A 26,703-nucleotide genomic window follows, 5' to 3' on the forward strand; every position below is an offset into this window, starting at 1 on the left:
TTCCGCGGTCAGAGGTGACAGAGAATCAATTATGGATAGGGCTTCTGATGTAACTCAATACGGCGTGGTATTGGTAACTGCTGGTTCACAGCAAGAAGCAGAGGCGATCGCCACTTCGTTAGTCAAATCGCAGCTAGCTGCTTGCGTTAACATTGTGCCGATTTCTTCGGTCTATACTTGGCAAGGCGAACTTTGTCAAGAACCCGAATGGCAATTGCTGATTAAAACAGATCTAAATCAGTTTTCGGCTTTAGCAGCAAAAATCCAAGAACTACACTCTTACGAAGTTCCAGAAATCATTGCGCTACCGATTGTTGCTGGTTCGACAACTTATCTTAATTGGATGTCTACGCAATTACAAAGGGTGAATTAGATGGTGAACTTTAATATTTTTTGAAGTAAAATACAGCGGCACAATAGTTTAAGGTGTGTTAACGAGGTATTTGAACAAGTCATTAACAACTGCATTCATTTCGATTCTATAGGGTTAGCTTCTTGCCAAAGTTCCTCGTAAGCTTGCGCTGAAATTGTGGTAGTCATGTGGCGATCACATATTTATCATTAATTTATTATTGTTAGTTTAGAAAGATTCTCAATATTTTAGATTGATGGGTGCAAATAAGGTAACGTCCAAGTTGGTAATTGGTAATTGGGTTGATCCTCGTTTATCCTACAACTTGTCGTAATGAGTGCAGCGCACGTCAAAAAAACAATTCCTTAATTCCCTCGCTACCAATTTCAATCGCTAATGCTGCGAGGAGAAAACCTAACAGTTGCGTGACAATTACTGCACCTTCGGCACCAATCCACTTGTCAATCCGCCCTGCCTGGCGTACGATAAACCACGTCACAACCATTGCGGCAACCGTACCCACGACAACACTGAAATGCGCATTAGGCGACTCGGACATCAATAGCATCACGGTTGTAATCGTTGCAGGTCCGGCGAGTAAAGGCAAAGCTAAAGGAGTAATGGCGATATCGCGCCCTTGTTCGACGATTGGCGTATCTAATTCGCCTTCAAGCATTTTTAACGCAATTAGTAGCAGTAACAACCCTCCAGCTACGCGTAATGATGCAATACTGATGTGCAAGTAATCGAGAATAAATTGACCGCCAAACGCAAAGCTTAGTAATACGGCGATCGCAACTATACTAGCTTTATCGACGACTCGGTTACGCTGCTGCGGTTCCATCCCCTTAGTCAGAACTAAAAATATCGGTGCATTACCCAAAGCATCCGCAAGGACGAATACTGCAACAAAGGTTCTAACTAGGACAGATGTATCCACAATGGCAATCCTTAAATAATCAATTTCTGAACACCTATGATATCTGTGGGGTTGGTAATCGGTAATGGGAATATTAGCAATTATTTACTACCAACAATCCTTCAGTCATTAGCTAGCGATGATATAAACTATCTAGCACAACATCCCAAAAGCGCAAGTACAGCAAGATGCTACTCACTGCTAGGTTTTTTCAAATCAATAAATCTGGCATCATACCTGAGAGGGATATATTTTTGCACCTGCCAACATGACTCAACATGACGCACAAGTACGAATCGAACGCGACTCGATGGGAGAACGACAAATTCCCCATCATGTTTACTATGGTATCCAAACCTTACGAGCAATAGAGAATTTTCCGATCAGTGGACTCAAGCCATTACCACCGTATGTTGATGCGTGTGTGTTGATTAAAAAAGCCACGGCGATCACTAACGGCGAACTCGAATGCATATCTTCAGAAGTTAGTCAAGCAATTGTTGCAGCCGCAGATGAGGTGTTATCGGGGAAGCTGCGCGATCAGTTTGTTGTCGATGTTTATCAAGCAGGCGCGGGAACTTCGCACCACATGAACGTTAACGAAGTCTTGGCAAATCGAGCTTTGGAAATTTTAGGCGATGAAAAGGGGAATTACAAGCGCATTAACCCAAACGATCATGTCAACTACGGACAATCTACTAATGATGTCATTCCGACAGCAATTCGCATTGGGGGCTTATTAGCACTCAAAAGAACACTTTATCCAGCATTATCAGGTGTGATCGCTGCTTTAGAAAACAAAGCCGTAGAATTCCAAGATATTGTGCGATCAGGTAGAACGCATTTACAAGATGCAGTTCCGGTCAGATTAGGTGAGAACTTTCGTGCTTGGGCGCAAATTCTCCAAGAACATGAAACTAGAATCAAAACGGCTGCACAAGATCTTACCGTACTGGGATTAGGAGGTAGCGCGGCGGGGACAGGATTAAACACACATCCGCAGTATTGCGATCGCGTTGCGCAAATTTTATCCGAACTCATCGACCAACCGTTACGTCCTGCACCGCATTTAATGGCAGCAATGCAAAGTATGGCACCATTTGTCAATGTTTCGGGTGCGCTACGTAACTTAGCACAAGATTGCGTCAAAATTTCCCACGATCTGCGATTAATGGATTCAGGCCCAAAAACAGGTTTTAAAGAAATTCAGCTACCACCCGTACAGCCTGGATCTTCGATTATGCCAGGAAAATACAACCCTGTGATGGCAGAAATGACATCAATGGTGTGTTTTCAAGTCATGGGTTACGACAGTGTGATCGCACTTGCTGCACAAGCCGGACAACTCGAACTCAATGTCATGATGCCACTCATTGCCTACAACCTGATTCACAGCATTGAAATTTTAGGTAACACTATAGCCGCATTAACCGAAAGGTGCATCAAAGGTATTTCAGCAAATCGCGATCGCTGTTTAGCGTATGCAGAAGGTAGCTTAGCGCTAGTCACAGCCCTAAATCCGTATATTGGTTACTTAAATGCAGCCGCCGTTGCTAAAGAGTCATTAGAAACAGGTAAATCACTGCGACAAATTGTTCTCGAGCACGAATTAATGACAGCAGAAGATTTAGCCAAAGTACTCGATCTAGAGCAAATGAGTGCAATGCGTTCTACTCAAAGATAGGCGCTTTTTTATGCATTAAGTAAGACATAAGAATAGCTGCTTTTTCGTATAATACATAATGCATCCAAGAAATATCAAATAGGAGAAAGATTGAGTTGGCTACTACTGCGATTACTCGAAAAAACCTTATTCAAAGTCTAATAACTGGTTTACTTATTGGTGTGCTAGTTGGCGCACCTTTAGGCTGGTTCATTCATCAATTTTATGCTGAACGTCGCTTAGCAGATGTTTTGATTTGTCGCGAAAAAAACCGCAATCAACCTGAAGCTGTTTTACAATCCATTTGCGGCTCTAGATTTTAGGTCTATATATTTTAGTAATCAAGTCATCTCAAACTAGCTACGAGAATCCCTCTCTAGCTCTTTTTTCGGTATTCTCTATAGCCTCTGTGGTTCGTTTCACTTATAATTCAAATACTACGACTCTATCCATTCAACGAATTGACACAAAACCAGCTTGATCTATCATTTTTTCTCCCTCATCAGTTGCTAATAAATTAGTATAAGCAACTCCTGCTTGCTCATCGAGACTACCATCACGTTTGACGATCACAAATAGCCGGCGAGTAAGCGGATAAGACCCGTTAGCAAGCGCAATCTTATTCAAAACAGTTTCATTTGCACCAACAAAGGGAGTAATAAACATTTCTCCTGGTGCTATAGATAGCGGTAAAGGATATATAGTTTTTTGTCCGACGACAACTGAGGCGGAACTATAGCCAATACCGCCAGGAGTAGCAGCTACTTTGAGAATAGCCTCGGTAGCTGTACTGACAATTTGCACATTACCGAATTCTCTTCCGGCTAAAACGCGTTGTTGAACAACATCAGCAGTTCCACTCAGTTGAGGAGCAAAACTAAACGCAGTAATGGGAAGATCGGCTCCTCCTACAGTTTTCCAGTTCTTGATTTTTCCTGAAAAAATATCTTGTAGTTGCGACAAATTTAAACCAACAATCAGATTATGAGGATTGATAAAAAAAGTAATACCGTCAATCGCGATAGGTATTTGTTCTAGCGCAAAGCCACGCGCTTTCGCTTGGGCTAATTCGTCTTGTTTTAAGGGGCGCGATGAGAGTGCAAAGCTTAATTCACCATCGAGTAACATTTTTATCCCCGCCCCAGAACCTTGAGGAATACCAACTGGTTCGACAAAACGTAATTGATACTGTCTTTGTGATTGACTAAGTGCAGCAAGAACTACTGGAGAACGTAACGGTGCAAATATCGGAGAACCTCCATAGTGAAATACTCCTTCAGGAACATTAGGAACTTCCGCAAAGGTTTTATACTCAACCTGAACGTTGCTACCAACTTCGGAACTTATGGGGTTAGAAATGCTAATTTGAATTAATCTGTAAATTGAAATTGTAACGGCTAAAGTAGTAGCAATAATTCCGATTCTAAGTAAGAACTGAATATTATTGCGGTCAAATGGTATAGAATTTACATCTGTTAGTGAAGATTTTTTTACTGATTCTTGAGCAATACTATTACTTGTATTCGATGTGATCGCTAAACTAGTAGCGTTTACTCTAGTTAATAAAGCAGAGTTTATTTTTATATTGGATTGGCTTGAGGAAGATTGCTGATCTTGATAGCTTGAATCGGACAAATTTTCAAATTTATCTATAATTTCTTCGATAATGTAATTTTGATAAACCGATAGATTTGCAATTTGCTGCTCATATGTTTGTTCGCTCGGTACGATGACTGTCTCTTGTGCAGAAAGCGGAACAAATAAATTGATTAATTCCCCTTGATTTAAGGCATTATGGCATTGCTGACAAACCTCAGGTGCAATTATGACTCCAGGGCGTGCAGGTTTATAAGTCCACAAGTTAGGGACAACTTTTTTTTCTATTATTGATGGATTTTGTCGGTCAATTACTGCTAATGGTCCTTTTTGTAGGTAAGTAAAGATAGTGTCTAGATGAAAGCTAAGCAGTATTTCGTCTAAGTAGTAGCAGATGAAATAAGGAATAGCATTCTGAGTTGTTTCATCGATTCCTTCATGATATATCCAGCCGAATAGCGTCTGATGCGAAGTCATTTGGTGTAAGTAAACAGCGCGGTATCCTAAACTCGGAGGATTCAATACATCCCAGTAGCGGGAAATAATGCGATCGCTAAATATTGTTTGCACTGCTTGCGGTACTTGCTGGCTTGCAAGCTGTCGAAATCCTCTACCAGCAAAACTAGTGTAATGCAGTTGTCTTAGGAGTAAATCCATTTGCTTGTAAAAAAATAATCAATACTATCTTGAGGAGAATTTTCAAGCAACTATTGCCCGAATTTTATTAGGTATGCAAATTCTATTCAGAACAATACCAAATTTTTACTTCATATAAATTTTAAATTTACTGCTAATACCAAAATTCTCAGTAAGTTGGTGATCGCTCAACAACCTTTTGTAATCCAAACACCAACATGGATGAATCACTGGCAATCTCGAATTAAACGGAAAATCATTGTAATAGCGAATACAATGTTAATATCCTCAATACTAGCTACAAAAGCGAGTACCGAAAAGTCAAACTATCAAGCCGCAACCCAGAATAAGACAACTAACTGAGCAAGTACGAATAACGCAACCATCGTCGCACCGATTGTGCAAAATGACCTGTTGTTGGGCTGACTCGTTGCACATTAATGCGATCGCCCGCGAATTTGGCAGCAAAATGAGATTAGCTTGTTTTCGCACCTCGCAACGCAAGTCGGTTTTGCTGTTAATCAAATTAGATCTGACATGAAGAATTCGCAACCAATCGTTAATTTAAGTCAAGCTAAGTCTTACGAGCGATCCCTATTAAGCACTGCTATAGAAAATTTATTACAGCCTTGGGGAGGGTTGACCACTTTTATCAAACCAGGCGATCGCGTGTTACTCAAACCGAATTTACTCACAGGTTCGCGCCCTGATAAAGAATGTACAACGCGTGCTGAGTTAGTTTACACCGTAGCGCAGATGGTTATGGATCTTGGCGGTAAGCCATTTTTAGGCGATAGCCCTGCGTTTGGTAGTGCTAAAGGTGTGGCGATCGCCAACGGATATCAACCGTTAATTTCTGAACTGAATTTGCCAATTGTAGACTTTCACGGGCAACGCTATCAAACGGTCAGCAAAGAATTTAACCACTTGCTGCTGTGCAAAGAAGCAATCGAAGCGGATGTCGTCATTAATTTACCCAAGGTGAAATCACACAGCCAACTCACGTTAACTCTCGGCGTGAAAAATCTCTTTGGCTGCGTACCAGGAAAGATGAAAGCCTGGTGGCATATGGAAGCTGGAAAAGATCTTAACCGCTTTGCGCAAATGCTTGTCGAAACAGCGCGGACAATTAACCCTGATTTAACAATTATTGATGGCATTATCGGTCATGAAGGCAATGGTCCAAGTGGTGGCGAACCGCGACAATTATGCGTACTCGGTGCAGCGACAAATGTGTTTGCGCTCGATCGCGCGATCGTCGATATATTGCAAGTTACACCCCAAAGCGTACCGACAATCGCGGCTCAAGCACGTTTAGGATTATGTGCAGATATAAACGAAATTCACTTTCCGCTTTTACATCCTACTGCGTTGCAGGTAGATGATTGGAAACTACCCGATGCGCTTGTGCCTATTGATTTTGGAATGCCGCGCATCATTCAGTCTACGTTTAAACATCTCTATATCCGCTGGATTCAAGAACCAATGCGGGCTTATACCAATGCTGTGGGCAAGTAAGCGTATTTACTTAAGTGTAAACTATGCTACGATGAGCCACTATCGGTTTGGATTAAGCTGTTAACACCCTCCGATTGCTCAAGCAACCGCCATCAAGCTAGCTAGTGGCGGTTTTTTATTGTGAGTTGAGTACCCTATTCGTTTTCGCCAATCGCCCCCTAAATCCTCCACTCGTGGGGGACTTTGAATTCTAAGGCTTTAGAGAAGACCCCAGAATTGGGGGGCGGGATCAGCTAATTGAGCAACACTGGATGAGAATAGCAGCAGCAAGGTAATAATAAAGGATAAACAAATATTCTTGTGGTTAAATCGTGGTTGTGAATGCGCCTACTCAAAATACAACGTTTCGCATCTCGTCCATCATTCGGATAACGTTGATGAGTTTGTACATTGCTTTAACAGTACCTTTGCCTTTTTTATCAAGTATTACAGCAGCACCTGTTCCACCAGTGTTGTTGTGGGTAGGAATCGGTATCGGGGCTGTGGCGTTATATGCAGCGTTGTGCGAACGAGTTATTGTTGATGAACAACAAATTCAAGTGACTTATCCGCGCTGGGTACCAAAGTTTTTTCGTAAAGGGTGGGCGTTACCTTGGGCGGAGGTGAAGGATTTAAAACCACGAACTACGGGTCAAGGCGGATTAGTCTACTATTTTTTAAGTAAAGAGGGAAAAGGTTACTTGTTACCGATGCGGGTAGCAGGTTTTGCTCGGTTGGTTGAATACGTACAAGCGAAAACAGGTATTGATACAACGGATGTTAAACCTTTAGCACAGCCGTGGATGTATTTGATTTTGCTGGCGTTTACTGTGCTACTACTCTTAGTAGATGCTTGGACGATTACCACTGCACTAGCACAAGGTGGTAATTTAACTTAATCAAAGTTGTATTTCAGGAATAGGTGTGGAGTGTCAACACAACTGCGCTTACAGCAGGTGAGTTTATCGGCTGCGATTGGTTCACAGTCTTTACTGCAAGATATTTCTTTTGATGTTACGAGGGGCGATCGCCTTGCGATTGTTGGTTCATCTGGTGCAGGGAAAACATCGCTACTGCGACTATTGAATCGCTTGAGCGAACCAACGGCAGGTATGATTTGGCTTGAAAATCAAGACTATCGCCAAATTCCTGTGTTGCAACTACGTCAACAAATCGTACTCGTAATGCAAGAGTCGAAGTTATTGGGAATGACAGTACGAGATGCGATCGCCTATCCCCTCGTGTTGCGCAAACTTCCAAAACGACAAATTCAACAACGCGTTTCGCAATGTATTGAAGTCTTGCATATTCCCGCAGAGTGGTTAGATCGTAACGAGTTACAACTTTCGGTAGGACAAAGACAGTTAGTTGCGATCGCACGGGCTTTAGTCATTCAACCAAAAATTTTATTGCTCGATGAACCCACATCGGCGTTAGATGCAGGTACAGCGTCGCACCTAGTACAAGTTTTAACCGATTTATCCACAACGCATCAAACAACAATTTTGATGGTAAATCATCAATTAGAAATTGCAGAGTTATTTTGTACGCGAGTTTTGCACTTACAGCAAAATAAGTTAATTCAGGATCAACCTAATACTAAAGTCGATTGGGCAAACTTACGACGAACTTTGATTCAAGCTGAAGCAGAAACTGCTGCTGAATGGAGCTAATTTCCCGTCAATAATTCTCGAATCATTTGCGGAAGCTGCACGATTTGCTGCCAAAGTTGTTGTGGTTGAACGCCAAACCCAATTTGTAAAATAAGCACGATCGCTGCTACTGTTAGGGCGGTGCTAAGCGTTGTCTTAACGACTCTGATTAATGCCGTGAATACCAACCAAGCTACAACCAAAGCCGCAATCAAAACGATTAAATCTATTGGCACAACCATTGCATCAAGTGTCATTTCTCTTAATCTAAAGCAAAATAATATTAGGATACCCGCTGATTCTTTACAATAGATAGGATATTCACTATGTCAGCGATGCAATGGCAAAAACTACTGTCTCGTAGTCGATTATTTGGTACTTTAAATATTGAAGACCCTGGGCGGACAGCTTTTGAAAAGGATTTTGATAAAATCATCTTCTCATCTTATTTTAGGAGATTAAAAGACAAAACACAAGTCTTTTCTTTAGTAGATAATGACTATATTCGCAGTCGCTTAAGTCATAGTTTAGAAGCTTCTTGTGTAGGGAGAACTTTAGGAACGCTTGTCGGTCAAGAAATTGTTAAACGCCACGCCAAAGACTTATATGATTATACTGCTCGCGATTTTGGTGATATTGTCGCGGCAGCTTGTTTGTCGCATGATATCGGTAATCCACCTTTCGGTCATGCGGGAGAAGATGCAATTCAAGAATGGTTTAAATCTCCAGATGCAGCCGCAGTACTATCATTATTAACTCCTAGACAACAAGCGGACTTTAAATACTTTGAAGGTAACGCTCAAGGCTTTAGAATTCTAACAAAACTTGATAAACCACAACATCGGCAAGGCTTACAATTTACTTGCGCAACTTTAGCGACATTTACTAAATATCCTAGAGAAGCTGGTATTAATAGTAATTCTTTTAATAAGTACAATAGTGATTTTAATAATAAAAGTACTAAAAAACATGGTTTTTTTCAAGAAGAAAAAGAGCTATTTGCGCAAATAGCGCAGGAAGTTGGTTTGTTGCGTCGCAAAGATAATATTGCTTGGTGGTGCAGACATCCTTTAGTTTTTCTCGTTGAAGCCGCCGATGACATTTGCTACCATATTGTTGATTTAGAAGATGGCTTCTCGATGGGATATATTGACTATGCAGAAGCTAAGATGTGGTTGAGTGATATTTTAGTAGGAGAAAAGCTAGAGAATTTAGATGATAAAAAAGAACATATTAAGTATCTACGAGCAAAAGCAATTCATAAATTAATTACCGAAGTTAAACAAGTTTTTCTTGACTATGAAGAACAAATAATATCTGGCAGATTTGATAGACCATTAACGTCACAAATCGAGTCAGGGTTCAAATTAAAAGAAATTATAGAACTAACTCGTAAAAATGTCTATGAAGCTTGTGAAGTGGTAGAGGTAAAAGTAGCTGGATATCAAGTGATTGGTGGCTTATTAGAAGAATTTGTCAGTGCTGTGACTAATAGTAACTTATCGAAAAGCTATTTAACTAAAAAACTATTGCCTAATTTCAATGATGCTGATGAAGAACTTTATACAAAAGTTTTAAAAGTAACCGATTATATTTCGGGAATGACTGATTCTTATGCAGTTTCTTTGTTTAAAAAAATTAAAGGAATTTCGTTACCCCGTGGCGGGAGGTAGCAATCGCGATTTAAAATCTATTATTGCAATTCTCTAATGCGTTCTTGAGCATCTTGATAATACTCTGGTTTTTGTTGTTGCTCATAGAGGTTTGCAGCTTGCTGGAAGTCTTGCAATGCTTGCTGATTGTTACCTATTGCACTGTAGGAAAGTGCGCGATTATAGTATGCTTCTGCGTAATTAGGGTTGATTTGTAAGGCTTGGTTGAAGTCTGCGATCGCACTTTGGTGTTCTCCCTCGTTATACCACGCAATACCGCGATTAAAATACGCATCAGCGTCTTTGGAATTTAACTGTAAGACTTGAGTGTAGTCGAGGATCGCGCCGCGATTATCACCGCGACGTCGCCGCGCATTACCGCGATTGTAATAAAATCCAGGTCGATTTGGTTCGAGTTGAATTGCTTGGTTAAAATCAGCCATCGCGTTGAGTTCGTCACCCAGCGCAAACCGCAGAATTCCCCGACTGTTGTAAGCTGAAGCAAACTTAGGATTGAATGCGATCGCGCGATTGTAATCAGCGATCGCCGCTTCGTTGTTTCCTAACCTATCGTAAGCAATTCCCCGATTGTAGTAAGTTGTCGCATTGTTAGGATTGATGTTGATTGCTTGATTGTAATCGGCGATCGCACCTTGATGATCTCCCAAGTCGTCGCGGGCGTTACCACGATTTTCGTAAGCTGCTGCGTTACCAGGATCGAGACGAATCACTTCGGTAAAACTCGCGATCGCACCTTGAATATCACCATCACTGTACTGTTTAATACCTTGATTGTAATAGTTTTGGATATTTGTCTCGATCGTCGGTTGCGTTGTTTCTGCTTCAACCACAGTCGGCGCATTCACCAAAACGTAGACAATTCCTAAAATCGCAATGCTAGTTCTTAGGCGGTTCATAACTTTACGTAATTATGAAGTTTATTGTTTATTTGTGGTGCTATTTTGCACTTACCCTACAGATAATCAATTCCAGTGATAACTTATCAAGTTTCCCAGAAAATTGGTGAATTTGTGTCTTTATAAAGGGAATATCTTTAAGAGGGCGATCGCCTAGCTCAATAAACCTCCTGCATAAATTTAAATCTCGTCTCCCAACCTTCACTAAAAGTCCCGCACCATTGGCGAATTTAGGGGGCAAGTAACTTTATCTTTATTTGTGAGGATACTAAGTGCCACGCATATTTGACAACATTGATTTATTACTGCTACCAATATGCGCGATACACTCCAACTCTCCTATCGTGCAGATTTCTGCGTTGGCTATTTTAATCTAAGAGATTGGCAAAAGATAGACGATTTGATCGAACAGTATGCGGGTGGTGACAATGGTTGTCGTTTGCTGATTGGGATGCAAAACTTACCAAGCGATGAAGTTCGTACCGCCTTTTCATTAAGTCGTCGCGATCGCCTTGATAGTAGTACTACCGTCCGCCACAAAAAACAGATTGCCGCGCACTTTCGCCAACAACTCACAACCGGTGCGCCGACAAATCGGGATGAAGCCGTTTTTCGCTTTAAGTCGCCAACTTAAAGCGAAAAAACTAACGACCAAATTATTTTTGCGTCATGCTTTGCATGCCAAATTATATCTCATACATTGTCATGACCCTAATATTTCGATAATTTGCTTTTTAGGGAGCAGCAACCTTACGCTACCTGGATTAGCAAAACAAGGCAAATTAAATGTCGATATTCCCGACTACCATGCTTGCATGAAATTGCAGCCTTGGTTTAATGATCGCAGTTTAACAATTGCTGCAAGATTACGGCTGTATCAATATCTCGCGCGAACTTGCTGAACTTATCGATAGAAAGTTGGGCAAAAGAAAATCCAATACCAGCATATCACATTCATTTAAAGATTGCTTGTCATCTGTTGCACGAAGCGATCGCCGGAGTTTCAGAATTTCGCATTCCCCGTGAATTCGATAATTTATTCGATTTCCAAAAAGCCGCCGTGCAATTAGCCGCTGAATGCATTTCATCGAAATTTTATTAACAAGTGTAAGCACGCAGGTTTTAAACAGTCTTAGCAATTAAAACATATATAGATATAAAAAGCTGTAATAGCCCCAACTCAAAAGAAGTTGAAAGGGGCAATATTGCCATGCTATGTATACGTTTTACTTTCTATAAATAGCTTACTATATTAGGCAACTTAACTTTCAAAGACCGCGCGATTTAATTGATAATTTTTACTTTGAAAATTTATTTATAGACGAATTAGGCTGGTCGCAACCTGCAAAAAAAGCAATTAACGTTGAAATTGAAGATAAAACATATTTCTATCTTCGTGAATCTTGGCACCGCGACGCTGACCTTGGCTGAAGAAACTGGTTCTCCAGGAGGACAGCACGCCCTTGTGTGCAGGTCTTGGCGACTATTCTTCGCTCGGAAGGCCCTCAACTTGTGGCGCCCGCACTGGTTTGCCTCGCTAACTGCTGCGATTCGATAACTGGCGCATGATCTCCAAAGGCTTTTTTCCTTCTGTCAATGTATCAGCCCTGCATAATCCCAGGGGGACTTTAACTTTAATTCTAGTTTAGAAGCTCCCACGGATCGGGAGTAGAGGATACCTACGGTTTCAAAATTGTATCAAGAGTCTTTCTGGTCTTGCTCTAAATCATCATCATGCGTGCCTTTTAACTCTTCCTTGAAGCCGCGCAAGGTTTTACCCAAGGCACTTCCCATCTCTGGAATCTTCTTAGGACCAAAAATCAAAATTGCAGCGATCGCAATCACACCTACCTCTGCCCATCCTAAACCGAACATACCTGCCTCCTGGAAACCTTCCTAACTAAATATAGTTAGGAAGTGAGCGTTTGTTTGTATATTACACCTACTCTTTTGTCACTGGTAATTCTAACCATTCGCTGAGTTCGCGCGCTAGCCAATCAATTTCCGGTTCGGTCAGTAAACCATGCGCGCCTAGTTCATATTTTTGCGTTCCTATCCAGATATTGATTTGTGGCGCGATTTCAACGCGATCGCGCTCACTTTTGTTAAAGATACTGACAAACTTTGATGTCCGTTCTAATTTCGTAATACGCTGCGTCGGGGCAACACGCGGACGACGATACCGCCAGCTGAAAATTTCATGACTGAGCGAAATGTGTTCTTGATCGATTCTTAAACGGACATGTTGAAATAGATTAGAGAGAATTTGCCATACCATTCCTGCACCTGCACCCCAAAATGGTAGGGAAAACAACGTAAAAAATAGATTCACAGGGAAAGGGGCTACAAGAACCGCAAAACCCGTCCACACGACGATAAAAGAATTCCAGGCAACGGCAAATAGTGTTAAACCAATGATTTCAGGGCTAAATCCTTTTGGCGGTAAGGTAATTTCTAAAACGTTTGTATCCTTGTGAAGTATGACTTTACTATTGAATGGCTGACTAATTGTTAAAGCTGTGTCGTTAATTATTGGCTGCTCAAGTGCGTGTAAAGCCTGTCTAGCCGAGGTAAAGCGACGATCTAGGCTAGGTTCGGTCATGCGTCTTAACCACCGCCTAAAGCCAGCGCTCAGCGTTGTTGCTTGCTCAAATTGAATTCGTCCGTCGCGGTGCGGTAAATCAGCGGGATGTGTTCCTGTGGCTAATGTGATCAAAGTAGCACCTAGGCTGTAAAGATCCGATGCAGGAACTGCGCGATCGCCAAATTGCTCTGGCGGCATATAACCATACGTACCAACAATTGTCATCGTGCCACCTTCACGGGCGGCAAGCGTTTGTACTGAACCGAAATCGACAAGATAGACATTTGCATTTTTTTTTGAATTTGTCAATAAAATATTACTTAGCTTAATATCGCGGTGAATAACGGGTGGTTGATGCCCATGGAGGTAAATCAGAATCTCTAAAAGTTCTGTGGCAATTTGCTTGACATCAGATTCGCTAAATATTGCCCCTGCTTTAAGATGTTCCTCTAAAGATTTTGCCGGAAGATACGTTTGTACGAGCGCAAATCCTTTAAAATGCGATGCATCAAGCTCAAAATAATCTAAGTAACGAGGAATTGCCGGATGAGTAACGGTCTTTAAAATTTCTGCTTCGCGTTGAAATAACTTCAGATCGTCCCATTCAAAATCACTACTAAACGACAGTAACTTTACAACAACAAACTCTTGAGTTGTCAAATCGCGCGCTAATAACGTCCGGCGTCCAGATTTTTTTGCCAGTTGTTGCTGTACTTCGTAGCGATTCCCTAATATCTGATTAACCATGAATGCTGTTTTGAGCTTCTACCAGCCTTTATAGCTTTGGAACATTAGCTACTGCAATGGTATCTTTTTCCTATGCCTTCACAATTATGGCCTTATCTTACTCCTGGAATTCCTGACGAGTTATTTGAACGCTTACCAGGAATTCCCCTCAGCAAACGCGATATTCGGCTATTGTTAATAGCGCAGCTACGGATTCAACCTGATACTGTTTTGTGGGATATTGGTGCAGGAACTGGCACAATTCCTGTTGAAGTCGGGTTATTGTGTCCTTACGGACAGATTGTTGCGGTGGAACGCGACGTTGAAGTTGCCAATTTAATTCGTCGTAACTGCGATCGCTTTGAAGTGAAGAATGTCGAAGTTGTAGAAGGTAGCGCCCCAGAATGTTTATCAAGTTTGCCCAAACCTCCCCATCGCGTGTGTATCGAAGGCGGTCGTTCGATTAAAACAATATTGCAAGAAGTCTGGCGCTACTTATTACCTCAAGGTCGAGTCGTAGCCACTGCAAGTAACCTAGAAAGTCTGTATGCTATATCTCAGAGCTTTGCAGAGTTACACGCTCGCAATGTCGAAGTTGTTCAGTCTGCTGTCAACCGTTTGGAGACGCGGGGTTTTTCCCAGACTTTTGCCGCTGTCGATCCCATTTTTATTCTGAGTGGTGAAAAGTTAGACTAAAGCCAATTATTCAAAGGTTATTGACTACAACGGAAATCAAAAACCACTCACCCCTCGCTCCTAATTTATGCCTTGGTCTCGGATTGTTAGTGGAATAATTGCGATCGCGATCGCCCTCACCAGTAGTATTTTGGGAGGGTGGTATTTTACGATTATGTTTGCTGTTATTGTCTATTTAGGGCAGTTGGAATACTTCCAGCTTGTCCGTGCGAAGGGAATTGCTCCTGCTGCAAAAACAACTTTGGTAGTTAGTCAAGCTTTACTCGTTATTGCTACAGTCTCATCAGTGCTAGCAGATGCTGTTATGCCTGTAGCCGGAACATTTATTTGTTTTTATCTATTATTTCAACCAAAACTTGCGACAATTGCTGATATTTCCACATCAATTTTAGGTTTATTCTACGGAGGCTACTTACCAAGTTACTGGGTAAGAATCCGCGCAATAGGAAATGATGCGGTGAGTAATTTGCCTTTTTCTGGTTACTTACCCGATAATTGGACAGATTTTCAAGCTTTTCCTCCAGGATTAATCTACACGCTGCTTGCTTTTTTCTGTATTTGGGCAGCTGATATTGGCGCTTACACCGTTGGTCGGTTATTTGGTCGAACTCGCCTTTCAGATATTAGCCCAAAGAAAACCGTTGAAGGTGCAGTTTTTGGAGTCGTTGCGAGTGTTGCTGTTGCGATGGCAGGTGCTTGGTACTTACAATGGCCGTTTTGGTCTTTGACAGGGTTGGGTTTGGGTTTACTAATTGGAATTGCAAGCTTACTTGGTGACTTAACCGAGTCAATGATGAAGCGCGATGCAGGAGTCAAAGATTCAGGACAACTGATACCAGGACATGGTGGTATTCTTGACCGTGCTGATAGCTATGTATTTACCGCACCGTTAGTCTATTATTTTGTAACGTTACTGTTACCTCTACTGAGAAACTAGATAGCTGTCGGTTGAAGAATTTTGGTGAAGTGCGATCGCAACTTTAGATCCTTTGCGTAATGAGTAGCAGGCGTTGTGAAGTCAAACAGAGGATAACAGTTTATATCGAATATCCTCACCACAACATACATTTGTAATGTCTTATCCAGATCTAGAACTTGTAAGTCATCATTTTTGTCCTTACGTACAACGTGCAGTCGTTCTATTGCTTGAAAAGGACATTCCTCATAAGAGAACTTACATCGATTTGGCTAATAAGCCAGAGTGGTTTCGCCAAATTCCCCCCTTGGGAAAAATTCCTTTGCTAAAAGTTGGTGCTGAAGTTCTCTTTGAATCGGCGGTTATTTGTGAGTATCTCGACGAAATTACACCAGGATCGCTTCACCCACTCACTCCACTCGAAAAGGCAAAACATCGTGCTTGGATCGAATTTGGTTCCAATATTCTCACGGTGATGGCTGGTTTCTTTAATGCACCTACGGCGGAGTCATTTGAGCAGAAACGCCAAGAGTTGATAGAAAAATTCGCTTGGGTTGAGCGAACGCTCGAAACACCTTATTTCGCAGACAAAAACTTTTCGCTAGTGGATGCTGTGTATGCGCCGATATTTCACTATTTTGATGCGTTTGATGCGATCGCTGACTTTGGTATCTTAGAACATACCCTTAAAGTACGAGTTTGGAGACAAGCGCTAAAACAGCGTCCTTCAATTCAGAATGCTTTTGTAGAAGATTATGTACAGCAGTTACTAACACTGCTAAAACAGCGTAACTCTTATCTATCGATACTTGCTCAGCAGCCTAGCTACATCGTTTCAATTAGTTGAGGATAAACCATACTTTCGATCGATAATCGATAATTCATAATAAGTATTCTCTCCAATGACCAGCCATTTCTAGAATCAAACGGGGAGTGTTGTATGCAAGATTTAATGCTGTCTGCGGATGAAGCATTAGCGCTGCTAGACAAGTTGCTAGTAGGACAGAAGCTCAAGGACATTCAGGAACTCGTTTTTCGATACGCTTGGCAAGGGTGGACTTATCCGCAAATTGCAGCACACGCTGGATATGATACAGGTCATATTCGTGATGTCGGCGCTCAATTATGGCAGCAACTGACGCAAGTTTTCGGGGAACAAGTCACAAAAAATAATCTCCAAGCGGTATTGCGGCGACAAATACAGCAAAGCGGTACAAATCACGCGATCGCACCAATTCGCAACAAATCGCAGTATTGGCAAGAAGCGATCGACGTATCGGTATTTTATGGTCGTAGTGAAGAATTAGGACTATTACAGCAGTGGGTAACTCAGGATCGCTGTCGGTTAGTTGTCATTTTAGGTATGGGTGGTATTGGTAAAACTGCACTCGCAACGAAGCTAGCAACCCACATTCAAGATCAATTCGATGTTTTGATTTGGCAATCGCTACGCGATGCACCACCGATTGTAGAAATTCTGACGCAACTCCTCCAGGTTGTCGATCGACACGATGCATTACCAGAAACCTACGAAGCGCAAATATCGCTGTTAATGCAATGTCTACGCAACTCGCGATGTTTAATAATCTGGGATAATGTCGATGCTATCCTCAGTGATGGCCACGCTGGACAGTATCGCCAGGGTTACGAGGGTTATGGCGAGGTTATTAGGCGTGTTGGTGCAGAACTTCACTCTAGTTGTCTTTTACTCACAAGTCGCGAACAACCGAAAACTGTAACAGCATTAGAAGGAAATCTTTTACCAATTCGCAGTTTACCTTTAACAGGTTTAAGCACAGCGGAAGTGAAGGAAATTTGTCAAAGTAATGATTGTTTTTGCACTTCACAAACCGATTGGCAAAATCTACAAGTCAGTTATGCAGGAAATCCCTTAGCACTCAAAATTGTCGCTACAACTGTCCGCGATTTATTTGATGGGAGTATAACAGAATTTTTAGCACAAGATGCGATCGCATTTGGTGATATCAGTGCGTTATTAAATGAACAATTTCAACGTTTGTCTGAGTTAGAAAAACAAGTCATGTATTGGCTAGCAATCAACCGTGAGTGGGTAACTATAGCAGAATTACGCGAAGACTTTGTTCCAAGAATCTCGCAATCCAAATTGCTAGAAGTTTTATTATCTTTACGGCGGCGATCGCTGTTAGAAAAAAATAATGGTTTGTTTACTCTACAACCTGTTGTGATGGAGTATGTAACAGAACAGTTGATTGAGCAAAATCGAGCAGAGATTCTCACACAGCAACTCAAGTTATTTCTCACTCATGCTTTAATGAAAGCTTCTGCCAAAGACTATATTCGCGAAAGTCAGACCAGGGTTATTCTTGCACCACTTACAACCCGATTAATTGCTGAATTGGGTTCTCTTGAGATTGAACATCAACTCAACGATATTATTTTACAGTTGCGATCGCCTCCCATATCAGTAGGTTACGGTGGTGGTAACGCGATTAATCTCTTACGCTACTTACAAGTCGATCTTTCTGGTTACAATTTCTCACATTTACATATTTGGCAAGCGGATCTTATTGGTGCTAATTTACAGCAAGTCAATTTTTCTGGTGCAGATTTAAATAAATCAGTTTTTACAGGTGTTTTAAATAGTGCTTTATCAGTGGCATTTAGTCCTGAAGGTAATCTTTTTGCGATGGGCAATGCAGATAGTAAAGTACGGATATGGCGTACTGCTGAATATACAGAATTATTGACTTGTGAAGGACACAAAAGTTGGGTAATTTCAATTGCATTTAGCCCTGATGGCAAAACCTTAGCAAGTGCAAGTTTCGATCAAACGGTAAGAATTTGGGATGTTAACACTGGTGAATGTCTTCACATATTACAAGGACATACAGGTTGGGTACACGTGATCGCATTTCATCCTCAAGGTCATCTGTTAGTCACAGGCAGTTTTGATTGTACGCTGAGAGTGTGGGATGTCTCAACAGGCAAATGCTTACAAATTCTCCAAGGACATACAAATCATGTCACAGCCGCAGCTTTTAGCCTTGATGGTTGTTTGCTAGCTAGTAGCAGCTATGACCAAACCGTAAGATTTTGGGATCTTAATAGTGGAGAAACGATTAAAATTTTACAAGGACACGCGCATTGGGTAAGGTCGATTGCGTTTAGTCCAGATGGTCAAGCGATCGTTAGCAGTAGTTGGGATCGCACGCTCAAATTATGGGATGTTAATACAGGTCAATGTCTTAAAACTTTTGAGGGACACAGCGAACCCGCCGCATCGGTTGTCTTTAGTCCTGATGGAATAATGCTGGCGAGTGGTAGCTACGACTGTACCGTGAAGTTGTGGAATGTTGTAACAGGACAATGTGCGAAAACTCTACAAAAGCACTCTGGTTGGATTTGGTCTGTTGCGTTTCATCCTAATGGTCAAACCTTAGCCAGTGGTAGTTTTGATAGTACTGTAACTTTGTGGGATGTGAAAACAGGGCGATCGCTACGAACATTGCAAGGCTACAGCGCAAGTGTTAAATCGATTGCTTTGAGTCCTGATGGTCATACTTTAGCGAGTTGCGGCGATGATACAACAATTAAGTTATGGCATATCGCATCAGGAGAATGTATTCAATCGCATTCAGGACATGATAGTTGGGTATGGTGCGTTGCTTTTAGTACTGATGGTCATACTTTAGCAAGCAGTAGTAACAACGGCACTATCAAATTATGGAATACTACTACAAATCAACTTCAGCAAATTCTCCAAGGTTTTCAAAGTCGCGCCAATACCGTATTTTCAGTGGTTTTTAGTCCGCGTGGTGACATCATTGCTAGTTGCGATAACAACCGCACAATTAGATTATGGGATGTACGTACAGGTGAATGCTCGATCTTGTCTGATGATTGTCGGGCTTGGGGAATTGCCTTTAGTCCTGATGGCAATATGTTAGCTAGTGGTCATGATGACCAAACTGTCAAGTTATGGAATTTAGAAGGTGAGTGCATCGCCTCTTTAGTCGGACACACAAGTTTAGTTTTTGGGGTAGCATTTAGTTTTGATGGGAAAATGATTGCAAGTGCAAGTGACGACAAAACTGTCAAGCTCTGGAACAAAAGCGGTCATCTCAAGACTCTACACGAACATAAGGGCGTTGCTTGGTGTGTTGCGTTTAGCCCCGACGGTAAAATTCTAGCAAGTGGTAGTCACGACAAAACGGTGAAATTGTGGGATATTGCTACAGGGAAGTGTCTCAAAACTTTAAGTGGTCATATGGGGGAAGTGCGGGCGATCGCATTTAGCCCAGATGGAAAAATGCTAGCTAGTGGTGGAACCGATCAAACGATTAAACTTTGGGATGTTGCCACTGGCGAGTGTATCACAACACTGAGAGCACCCAGGCTATACGAACAGATGAACATCACAGGTGCAACAGGTTTAACCGCAGCACAAAAATTAACATTAAAGGCACTAGGAGCCATAGAAATTTGAGGTAGACCTTATATTTTGCCGCAGAGATATCGATTAGATCGCTCGTTTGAAGGTTATCAGTGAGACGATAATTATAAATAATCTTTTATAGCAGCAATGAATCTAAACTCAAAATACCAAAAAACTAATGACTTGTTAATACCGTAGCAAGAAGGTCAGGACAAGACAGATGTGGGCAATGTCCAGATGCTAGCGCAATCGCATCAACTCCTAAGCGCTGGCGTGCAGTGTGGTGTGACCATGTAGGAGATATGATGCGGTCATTAGTACAAACGATATATTTACGCTCGACTAAAGGCAAAGCCGTGAGTGGATTTGTTTCAAAAATATATGCCAGAGATTGTTGCGAACGACTTTTTGCGATCGCCCACTGTGTTACATCCGGTTGACAATCAGAATAGAAAAACTCTCTTAATACTGCCGCGTCTGAAAAATCTCTCCCTAGCGAAGCAGGTTCAAACATATCAGGCTCATCATGAAACTGTTCGAGTTTAGTTGGATATTTTGGCTGATAATTGAATGATTCGAGGGTTTTAGAATCAAGATGATGCGAAAATTGATCGAGTGTACTGACTCCAGGATGCGGTATCAACGCGGCTACAAACACGAGTTGACGCACCTTGACGACTTCAGCAACAAGGGGAATTATACTACCAGCCATCGAGTGACCAACTAGCACAATATCATCGTCAGTTTTCGGTAGTGTTTGTATAACTGCATCCGCAAACTGAGACAAAGTAGCAGATGAATTTTCAATTGGCAAATCCATTGCTACAGTTTTATGACCTTCTCCTTCTAAGTAAGGAATTAGTAAATCCCAACACCAAGCGCCTTGGAAGGCACCATGAACGAGGCAAAAAAGACTCATAGTAAAAAATATCTATTTACCAATTACCTAATTTCAAAACCCAACTCGTACTGGTACACTTGTCACCCGTAAAACTGATTCTTGCTGAAACTGCGTCTTGTAGAGGCTAATAATCTCCTCAATTGCGCGTCTTTTTGCAGGGCTATTCGGATAAATTAAAATTAAAACCTTTGTCGGTTCTCGAACGATGGTTCCATTACTTCCGCGAAATTGTCCGCTTGCATCAACTACTGTCAATCCATCAGGAAAACGCGGCGTGACAACATTGCGCAAAAACCTTTGAAACTGCTCCTCAGAAACAATTCCACCAGGGCGAGATCTGCCAAAATATAATTCATCTTGCAGCAAAATATTAGTGCGGCTCAAGCTATCTGCTGGTGCTTCTGGAATTTGGGCGCGGGCTGCGGGTAACGTTGCCACCGAGCCTGTAAACAGCAGACTAGTAATAAAAAGAGCGCTAAAACTTTTTCGTAAAGCGAGCATAGTGATATTTCCTTAAGTATGGTTAAATAACAACAAGATCTACAGCGCTAAGAGTTGGAATTCCAACAAGTGTTGCGATCTGCACTTGAAACGCTGCACCTGTACCATCTGAGTCAAAAAACAGCGCTCCATTATTGTTGTAGATGAATCGGTCATTAGCATCAGCCGCAGAGGAACCTAAGCGGAATTGACCAGATGCGATCGCACCGGCGTTTAGCCCACCGCCAAAACCAGCAGCAGAAACTTGAATAGAATCATCCACAGCGACGAAGTCTGCGATCAAATCAATTCCTTCATTCGAGGCGTTGAAACGAAAGCGATCTGCACCTGCACCTCCAAGCAAGCGATCGCTCCCCACTCCTCCAATCAAGAGATCATTACCGTCTCTTCCGGAGAGGATATCATTGCCAAGTCCTCCATTAAGCGAGTCATTCCCCCCTAACCCGCTGAAGATGACGTTGATAGTCTGAGATGCCATATTGTTGTTGAGTTCATTGCCCGTGCCAATGAGTCCACTTTCAAACTTGAGTACCAAGTTCTCTACATTGTCAGGCAAAGTAAAACTGTCATCCGACTCGACGGTATCAATACCACCATTGGCAGCCTCGACGATTGTGTCAACATTATTACGCTCAAAGACATCATAGAGGTCATTGCCTGCGCCGCCTATAAGGCTGTCAACACCAAAAACACCAGAGAGCGTGTCATTACCCGCACCGCCAAACAAAGAATCATCGCCATCTCCCCCACGCAGTAAGTCATCGCCATTACCTCCATTGAGGATGTTACTGGGAAAATTAACCCCAATATCTCCGCCAAAGAGCGAGTCATTACCCGATCCTCCATCAAGGAAATCAGTCCCCGCATTCCCATTGAGAATATCGTTACCCCCACCTCCCTGAAGGAAGTCATCACCAAGATTTCCAATCAATTCGTCATTGCCAGCAAAGCCAAAAATATCGTCGTTTCCGGTCGTTCCTACGAGGTCGTTTCCGCCAAAAAGGTTGTTGTCATCGCCGTTAGTACCAAGAATTGTTGCCATGTCGTTTTCCTTGTCTGGTAATTGGTAAAAGGTAATTGGTAATGGGTAGGTGCGATTCTCTTCCAGAGACACTTCGCGATCGCACTCCTACCCACCACAAGCGCAAGCACCATCCTTAAGCAACAATCAGGATATCTGCGGCACTGATATTGGGAGATCCGCCAGAAGTATTGCTAGGATTCAAGTCGGCAATGATATTCCCTTCCGCATCGCCGCCTACAACAACTGAGCCATTGCGGTTAAAACATAAGTTGCCTCTGACTGAGTTATAGGTAATCTTGGCATTGCTGGAGAACTGTTCAGAGAAGCTATCGACGACCTCAAACTCAGACGGATTCAAAGTACCGCCTGCACCACCAAAGAGCGTGTCAAATGTGGTTTTGGATAAAACGATTTTGTCGCTACCCACACTAAAGTTAGTAATGGTATCTACACCAAGATCGTCAAATCGAAAGGCGTTGCCTGTGCTAAACAAGAACTGGTCATTACCAACACCGCCAATCAAGACATCATCGCCTTGGCTGCCTTTGAGGGTGTCATTGCCAACTCCTCCGTTAAGCGTATTATTAGCTCGGTTTCCGTCGATAAAGTTATTAAGCTCATTGCCTGTGCCATTAACAGCGTCAAAACCTTTGAGATCCAAGTTTTCTACATTGGCTCCCAGCGTAAAGCTGCCGTCAGACTCAACAGTATCAATGCCACCACCAGGGTTCTCAATGACGGTATCGCTAAAGCCAGTGACTTCGTAAATATCATTACCTAAACCGCCTCTAAGCGTGTCAGAGCCTGATGAACCAGCATCAAGTTCGTCATTACCACTACCACCAAAGAGGAGATCGTTGCCATTTCCACCACCAATATCAACAGATCCCAAGGTGAATTGAGAAGCGTCAACGACAGTGCCATTGTTACCACCACGTAGTAACGCGGTTTCAATACCACTCAATTGATCGGTACCCTCACCCACTAAAGCATTATTGGTCAAAGTAAGGTTAAAATCGCTGAACTCAGTAACTCGGTCAATGCCCGCGCCACCATTCAATGTGTCATTGCCAGCCTCGCCCTCTAAGTTATCATGACCATCACCACCATTGAGGACATCATCGCCAGCTTGACCATCAAGAAGATCGTTGCCAACTCCGCCATTGAGGGTGTCATTGCGGGTACTACCTCTTAGTTGGTCATTGCCACCTAAGCCATTGAGAGTTACCGATCCAAGGGTGAATTCAAAGGCACTGATTGAGTTATTACCTGCACCTCCAGTGAGTGTTGCCGTTTCAATGTTGCTGAGTGTATCAGTTTCATTACCGACTCTTAAACTGGTGTTGTTCAGGCGAATGGTAGTATCACCTGACTCAGTAACTCGATCAATGCCCTCTCCACCATCGAGAATGTCACTGCCTAATCCACCTCTAAGAACGTCATTACCCGTATTTCCTAGGAGAGTATCGTTGCCTGTGTTACCAATCAGAGCGTCATTACCACCGCCACCATCGACGCGATCGCTGCCTGCAAGTGCATTAATAATGTCATTAGCTCCATCCGCAACAATTACATCGTTTCCGTTGGTGTCGTTGTAGATGAAGCGAACTGCGGTTGTAGATCCTGGAAGCCTATCCCCAAAACTTGGAGGACTTTGAACCGGAAACCTTGTCTAAAAGTCTTCCCAGAATGAGGGATTTAGAGGGCTGAATAACGAAGCAAGAAAAACTATCGAATTACACAACACATAGATTCGACACCTTTAGGCGGACAGCTTTTCCAAAAGTGCTCTTAGGCTTTCTGGCTGCACAGCCGCAAGGTATGTTGGAATCAAGTTTGGAGGTAACAATTCCAGCATCACCTGGTTTTCAACCCATAACTCGATTAAGTCAATTACCCCTCCCCGTCTGCATCGAACAGCCCGCCAACCTTCACGCTCAGCAATCTCCCAAATTTTTTCCTCACTCACCAGGACTTCAATAAAGTGATAGGTTGAGTGGTGTTAAGTTGCTTATGCGATCGCTATAGTCATCCAACCTCGTAAACCTTCTTTGGCGTGGATACTTTTGGAGTGACAAAACCACTGATACACCTTTGTTAGTAACTCATGTTGATGGACGATCCATCAGAATTTAGAAGACGGTGAAAACGTCAGCACCGATTATATTGACATCTTGGACAATGCCAATGAGATCGTTATTAAATCCAACCTGGATCAGGGTGTCTAAAGTTGTATCCCCATCAGTGTTTCCTAGCGTGAGGTTGTACAGGCTAAGAGGACCTACCACCCCAATTTTGTCACCATCTGATATCGAGAAGTCAGTAATTGTTGCATGCCCCAGTCCTCCGTAAGAAATGGTTAGGTTGCCATTAGCATCGGAGCTAGTTAGGAAAAAGCTATCTGCCTGTGTACCACCAATTAAAGTATCAAACTCAATGCTAGGGAGGCGGGCGTTAAAACCACTGAGTGTGTCATTGCCTGCTCCACCTATATGGAGGTCATCGCCACTGCCGCCCTGGAGAGCATCATTACCATTTCCACCATCGAGGGTATCTTTGCCCCCTCCTCCAGAAATATTTTCTGTCTAACCTGTCGTCAGTCAAGGTGAAATTGACATCACCTGACTGATTCAGTACATCAAAGCCAGCACCACCATTGAGAGTATCGTTGCTAGCTCCATTATCGTTCAAACCGTCATCGCCGTCTCCACCATTAAGAGTGTCGCTGCCCGTTCCGCCAGCGAGGATGTCATTACCTCCTCCTCCAAATAGATTGACAGTTCCTGTAAAACTAGATGCATTAATGATGTCATTACCAGTGGCAGTGGTGAGTGTGACACGATCAATGCTATTTAGGGTGTGCCATTACCTATTAAGCTGGTATCGGTCAAAGTGAAGTTCCCGTTGCGCGACTCAATTAATGTGTCAATACCAGCACCACCAAAGGTGTCATTACCACCTCTCCCAGTGCAGAAGTCATTGCCATCTCCGCCATTAAGGGTATCGTTACCCGTTCCTCCATAGAGGATGTCATTGCCACCTCTCCCAGTGAGCGACACTGAACCAGAGAAGCTAGAAGCATTCATGATATTACTACTAACACCACCCGTCAGCACTACTCGCTCAATCGAGTTAAGGCTATCAGTGCCTTGACCCGTCAGGCTATTGTTGCTCAAGAAGAAGTTGACATCGCCCGACTCAAAATATTGATCAAAGCCACCGCCACCATCGATTGAGTCATCGCCGCTTTGACCAGAAATTGCATCATTGCCTGCACCACCGAGAATTGTGTCTCATTGCCGTGTCCAGTGAAAGAGTAAATCGAGCCACTGAAATCAGAAGCATCGATTAAGTTATTGCCACCTAAAGTAAATAGTGTCGCGTTCTCAATTGAGTTAAGCTGATCTGTGCCGTTACCAGTCAGGCTAGTGTCGGTGATGGTATAGTTGACATCGGCTTGCTCAGCAACAACTCGGTCAATACCACTGCCACCATCGATGGAGTCATTACCCACTCCACCAATGAGAACATCAGCACCAGTATTACCAAGGAGAGTATCATTACCTGCACCACCAGCAACGGTATCATTACCTGCGAGAGCGTCTATGTTATCGTTAGCTGCATCGGCAACAATATTGTCGCTACCATCGGTGGGGCTACCTATAATAATTGCCATATTATCCTTCCTTTTTGAGTTGGTATATAGTACGTCAGCTAGTGTTTTATGTAGTTAATTGCAGCCGACAACGTTATTTGCTCAGCACAAAACCACCTACAACCTGCTCGCGATTGCACTGCTGGTATTAAAAGTGACTGAATAAATTGTTTAATTAGCGATCGCTAATTAGAAGTTTTCAGAGTTTAGCTGCGTGTCGAGTTATACACGATCAGGAGTAGGCGAAAGCCAATTTTGAACGGGGTGGAGTTTCGCATAGATTAACATTTCATTTAACCAAGCTGTGAAGAGATCGAAGACATGATTCACAACATCTAATGCTACAGGAGTTACGCAGTTGAGAAAAAAGCGTTGGTGCGCTAGAAAAAAAGGATGAAC

At 42.5% G+C, this 26,703-nt stretch carries 27 protein-coding genes and 3 pseudogenes; 14 read left to right on the forward strand and 16 right to left on the reverse strand.

Annotated elements, in window-relative coordinates; all coding sequences use genetic code 11:
• The first annotated feature begins 31 nt into the window (after positions 1-31).
• Entirely contained in the window at positions 32-373 is a 342-nt protein-coding gene (gene cutA / locus NIES1031_RS07925; protein ID WP_073548911.1) for a divalent-cation tolerance protein CutA, read from the forward strand.
• Positions 374-701: 328 nt separating this feature from the next.
• On the opposite strand, the gene NIES1031_RS07930 is transcribed toward cutA, so the two are convergent.
• The gene (locus tag NIES1031_RS07930) at positions 702-1,292 is read right to left on the reverse strand and encodes a MarC family protein (protein WP_073548912.1); all 591 of its coding nucleotides are present in this window, start codon (positions 1,290-1,292) and stop codon (positions 702-704) included.
• Positions 1,293-1,539: 247 nt separating this feature from the next.
• Between NIES1031_RS07930 and NIES1031_RS07935 the strand changes: the two genes are divergently transcribed.
• Together NIES1031_RS07935 and NIES1031_RS07940 are read left to right on the forward strand one after the other, a co-directional pair.
• Entirely contained in the window at positions 1,540-2,955 is a 1,416-nt protein-coding gene (locus NIES1031_RS07935; RefSeq protein ID WP_073548913.1) for an aspartate ammonia-lyase, read from the forward strand.
• 95 nt (positions 2,956-3,050) lie between these two features.
• Positions 3,051-3,257 carry a hypothetical protein gene (locus NIES1031_RS07940; protein WP_084544272.1) on the forward strand — a complete coding sequence of 69 codons (207 nt, stop codon included), beginning with the start codon at positions 3,051-3,053 and terminating at the stop codon, positions 3,255-3,257.
• Positions 3,258-3,387: 130 nt separating this feature from the next.
• Here the strand turns inward: NIES1031_RS07940 and NIES1031_RS23210 are convergent, their stop codons facing one another.
• Complete coding sequence (locus tag NIES1031_RS23210; RefSeq protein WP_084544273.1) at positions 3,388-5,187, reverse strand: PstS family phosphate ABC transporter substrate-binding protein; 1,800 nt, start codon at positions 5,185-5,187, stop codon at positions 3,388-3,390.
• Between the two features lie 385 nt (positions 5,188-5,572).
• Here NIES1031_RS23210 and NIES1031_RS25965 point away from each other — a divergent pair, with 385 nt between their 5' ends.
• The 4 genes from NIES1031_RS25965 (at position 5,573) to NIES1031_RS07960 (ending at position 8,336) form a co-directional block, all read left to right on the forward strand.
• Positions 5,573-5,707 carry a hypothetical protein gene (locus NIES1031_RS25965; RefSeq protein WP_269085994.1) on the forward strand — a complete coding sequence of 45 codons (135 nt, stop codon included), beginning with the start codon at positions 5,573-5,575 and terminating at the stop codon, positions 5,705-5,707.
• Complete coding sequence (locus NIES1031_RS07950; RefSeq protein WP_073548949.1) at positions 5,704-6,684, forward strand: Npun_F2552 family protein; 981 nt, start codon at positions 5,704-5,706, stop codon at positions 6,682-6,684. The genes NIES1031_RS25965 and NIES1031_RS07950 overlap by 4 nt, the downstream gene beginning before the upstream one ends.
• 377 nt (positions 6,685-7,061) lie before the next feature.
• Complete coding sequence (locus NIES1031_RS07955) at positions 7,062-7,562, forward strand: hypothetical protein (RefSeq protein WP_218596707.1); 501 nt, start codon at positions 7,062-7,064, stop codon at positions 7,560-7,562.
• Between the two features lie 30 nt (positions 7,563-7,592).
• Entirely contained in the window at positions 7,593-8,336 is a 744-nt protein-coding gene (locus NIES1031_RS07960) for an ABC transporter ATP-binding protein (protein ID WP_073548916.1), read from the forward strand.
• Here NIES1031_RS07960 and NIES1031_RS07965 read toward each other — a convergent pair.
• On the reverse strand, positions 8,333-8,572 hold the full coding sequence (locus tag NIES1031_RS07965) for a hypothetical protein (RefSeq protein ID WP_236738753.1): 240 nt from the start codon (positions 8,570-8,572) through the stop codon (positions 8,333-8,335). The genes NIES1031_RS07960 and NIES1031_RS07965 overlap by 4 nt on opposite strands.
• 69 nt (positions 8,573-8,641) lie before the next feature.
• Between NIES1031_RS07965 and NIES1031_RS07970 the strand changes: the two genes are divergently transcribed.
• On the forward strand, positions 8,642-9,988 hold the full coding sequence (locus NIES1031_RS07970) for a deoxyguanosinetriphosphate triphosphohydrolase (RefSeq protein WP_084544274.1): 1,347 nt from the start codon (positions 8,642-8,644) through the stop codon (positions 9,986-9,988).
• A gap of 20 nt (positions 9,989-10,008) precedes the next feature.
• On the opposite strand, the gene NIES1031_RS07975 is transcribed toward NIES1031_RS07970, so the two are convergent.
• Complete coding sequence (locus tag NIES1031_RS07975; protein ID WP_073548917.1) at positions 10,009-10,884, reverse strand: tetratricopeptide repeat protein; 876 nt, start codon at positions 10,882-10,884, stop codon at positions 10,009-10,011.
• A 316-nt stretch (positions 10,885-11,200) separates the two neighbouring features.
• On the opposite strand from NIES1031_RS07975, the gene NIES1031_RS24800 reads away from it, so the two are divergent.
• A complete protein-coding gene (locus NIES1031_RS24800) occupies positions 11,201-11,518 on the forward strand; it encodes a phospholipase D-like domain-containing protein (RefSeq protein ID WP_218596693.1) in 318 nt (105 codons plus the stop codon).
• A gap of 261 nt (positions 11,519-11,779) precedes the next feature.
• Entirely contained in the window at positions 11,780-11,986 is a 207-nt protein-coding gene (locus NIES1031_RS24810) for a hypothetical protein (RefSeq protein WP_218596695.1), read from the forward strand.
• Between the two features lie 596 nt (positions 11,987-12,582).
• Here the strand turns inward: NIES1031_RS24810 and tatA are convergent.
• A complete protein-coding gene (gene tatA / locus NIES1031_RS07985; RefSeq protein ID WP_073548918.1) occupies positions 12,583-12,759 on the reverse strand; it encodes a twin-arginine translocase TatA/TatE family subunit in 177 nt (58 codons plus the stop codon).
• A 67-nt stretch (positions 12,760-12,826) separates the two neighbouring features.
• Positions 12,827-14,215, reverse strand: a complete 1,389-nt coding sequence (locus NIES1031_RS07990) for a serine/threonine protein kinase (protein ID WP_073548919.1) — start codon at positions 14,213-14,215, stop codon at positions 12,827-12,829.
• Between the two features lie 72 nt (positions 14,216-14,287).
• Here NIES1031_RS07990 and cbiT point away from each other — a divergent pair, with 72 nt between their 5' ends.
• The 4 genes from cbiT (at position 14,288) to NIES1031_RS08010 (ending at position 20,274) form a co-directional block, all read left to right on the forward strand.
• On the forward strand, positions 14,288-14,890 hold the full coding sequence (cbiT, locus tag NIES1031_RS07995) for a precorrin-6Y C5,15-methyltransferase subunit CbiT (RefSeq protein ID WP_073548920.1): 603 nt from the start codon (positions 14,288-14,290) through the stop codon (positions 14,888-14,890).
• A 67-nt stretch (positions 14,891-14,957) separates the two neighbouring features.
• On the forward strand, positions 14,958-15,827 hold the full coding sequence (locus NIES1031_RS08000; protein WP_073548921.1) for a phosphatidate cytidylyltransferase: 870 nt from the start codon (positions 14,958-14,960) through the stop codon (positions 15,825-15,827).
• Between the two features lie 136 nt (positions 15,828-15,963).
• Positions 15,964-16,653, forward strand: coding sequence for a glutathione S-transferase family protein (locus NIES1031_RS08005; protein ID WP_073548922.1), 690 nt, complete (start codon positions 15,964-15,966; stop codon positions 16,651-16,653).
• A 93-nt stretch (positions 16,654-16,746) separates the two neighbouring features.
• On the forward strand, positions 16,747-20,274 hold the full coding sequence (locus tag NIES1031_RS08010) for a WD40 domain-containing protein (protein ID WP_084544275.1): 3,528 nt from the start codon (positions 16,747-16,749) through the stop codon (positions 20,272-20,274).
• Positions 20,275-20,398: 124 nt separating this feature from the next.
• Here the strand turns inward: NIES1031_RS08010 and NIES1031_RS08015 are convergent, their stop codons facing one another.
• From NIES1031_RS08015 to NIES1031_RS23710, 10 genes and pseudogenes are all read right to left on the reverse strand, one after another.
• Positions 20,399-21,142, reverse strand: a complete 744-nt coding sequence (locus tag NIES1031_RS08015) for an alpha/beta hydrolase (protein WP_073548923.1) — start codon at positions 21,140-21,142, stop codon at positions 20,399-20,401.
• A 33-nt stretch (positions 21,143-21,175) separates the two neighbouring features.
• Positions 21,176-21,625, reverse strand: coding sequence for a DUF3574 domain-containing protein (locus NIES1031_RS08020; protein WP_073548924.1), 450 nt, complete (start codon positions 21,623-21,625; stop codon positions 21,176-21,178).
• A gap of 22 nt (positions 21,626-21,647) precedes the next feature.
• Complete coding sequence (locus NIES1031_RS08025; protein ID WP_330219946.1) at positions 21,648-22,739, reverse strand: calcium-binding protein; 1,092 nt, start codon at positions 22,737-22,739, stop codon at positions 21,648-21,650.
• Positions 22,740-22,782: 43 nt separating this feature from the next.
• A complete protein-coding gene (locus NIES1031_RS08030; protein ID WP_073548925.1) occupies positions 22,783-23,709 on the reverse strand; it encodes a calcium-binding protein in 927 nt (308 codons plus the stop codon).
• 21 nt (positions 23,710-23,730) lie between these two features.
• Positions 23,731-24,249: pseudogene (locus NIES1031_RS26325) on the reverse strand (calcium-binding protein); the annotation flags it as partial.
• 532 nt (positions 24,250-24,781) lie between these two features.
• Complete coding sequence (locus tag NIES1031_RS25520) at positions 24,782-24,937, reverse strand: hypothetical protein (RefSeq protein WP_236738754.1); 156 nt, start codon at positions 24,935-24,937, stop codon at positions 24,782-24,784.
• Positions 24,938-25,159: 222 nt separating this feature from the next.
• A pseudogene (locus NIES1031_RS26330) lies at positions 25,160-25,225 on the reverse strand (hypothetical protein); the annotation flags it as partial.
• 151 nt (positions 25,226-25,376) lie between these two features.
• Positions 25,377-25,496: pseudogene (locus NIES1031_RS26335) on the reverse strand (hypothetical protein); the annotation flags it as partial.
• Positions 25,497-25,501: 5 nt separating this feature from the next.
• A complete protein-coding gene (locus NIES1031_RS23705) occupies positions 25,502-25,936 on the reverse strand; it encodes a calcium-binding protein (RefSeq protein WP_407919487.1) in 435 nt (144 codons plus the stop codon).
• Positions 25,822-26,325 (reverse strand): calcium-binding protein, encoded by a 504-nt coding sequence (locus NIES1031_RS23710; protein WP_178378074.1) that lies wholly within the window; start codon positions 26,323-26,325, stop codon positions 25,822-25,824. The genes NIES1031_RS23705 and NIES1031_RS23710 overlap by 115 nt, the downstream gene beginning before the upstream one ends.
• Positions 26,326-26,703: the final 378 nt, after the last annotated feature.

Source organism: Chroogloeocystis siderophila 5.2 s.c.1 (assembly GCF_001904655.1).
Taxonomy (GTDB): domain Bacteria; phylum Cyanobacteriota; class Cyanobacteriia; order Cyanobacteriales; family Chroococcidiopsidaceae; genus Chroogloeocystis; species Chroogloeocystis siderophila.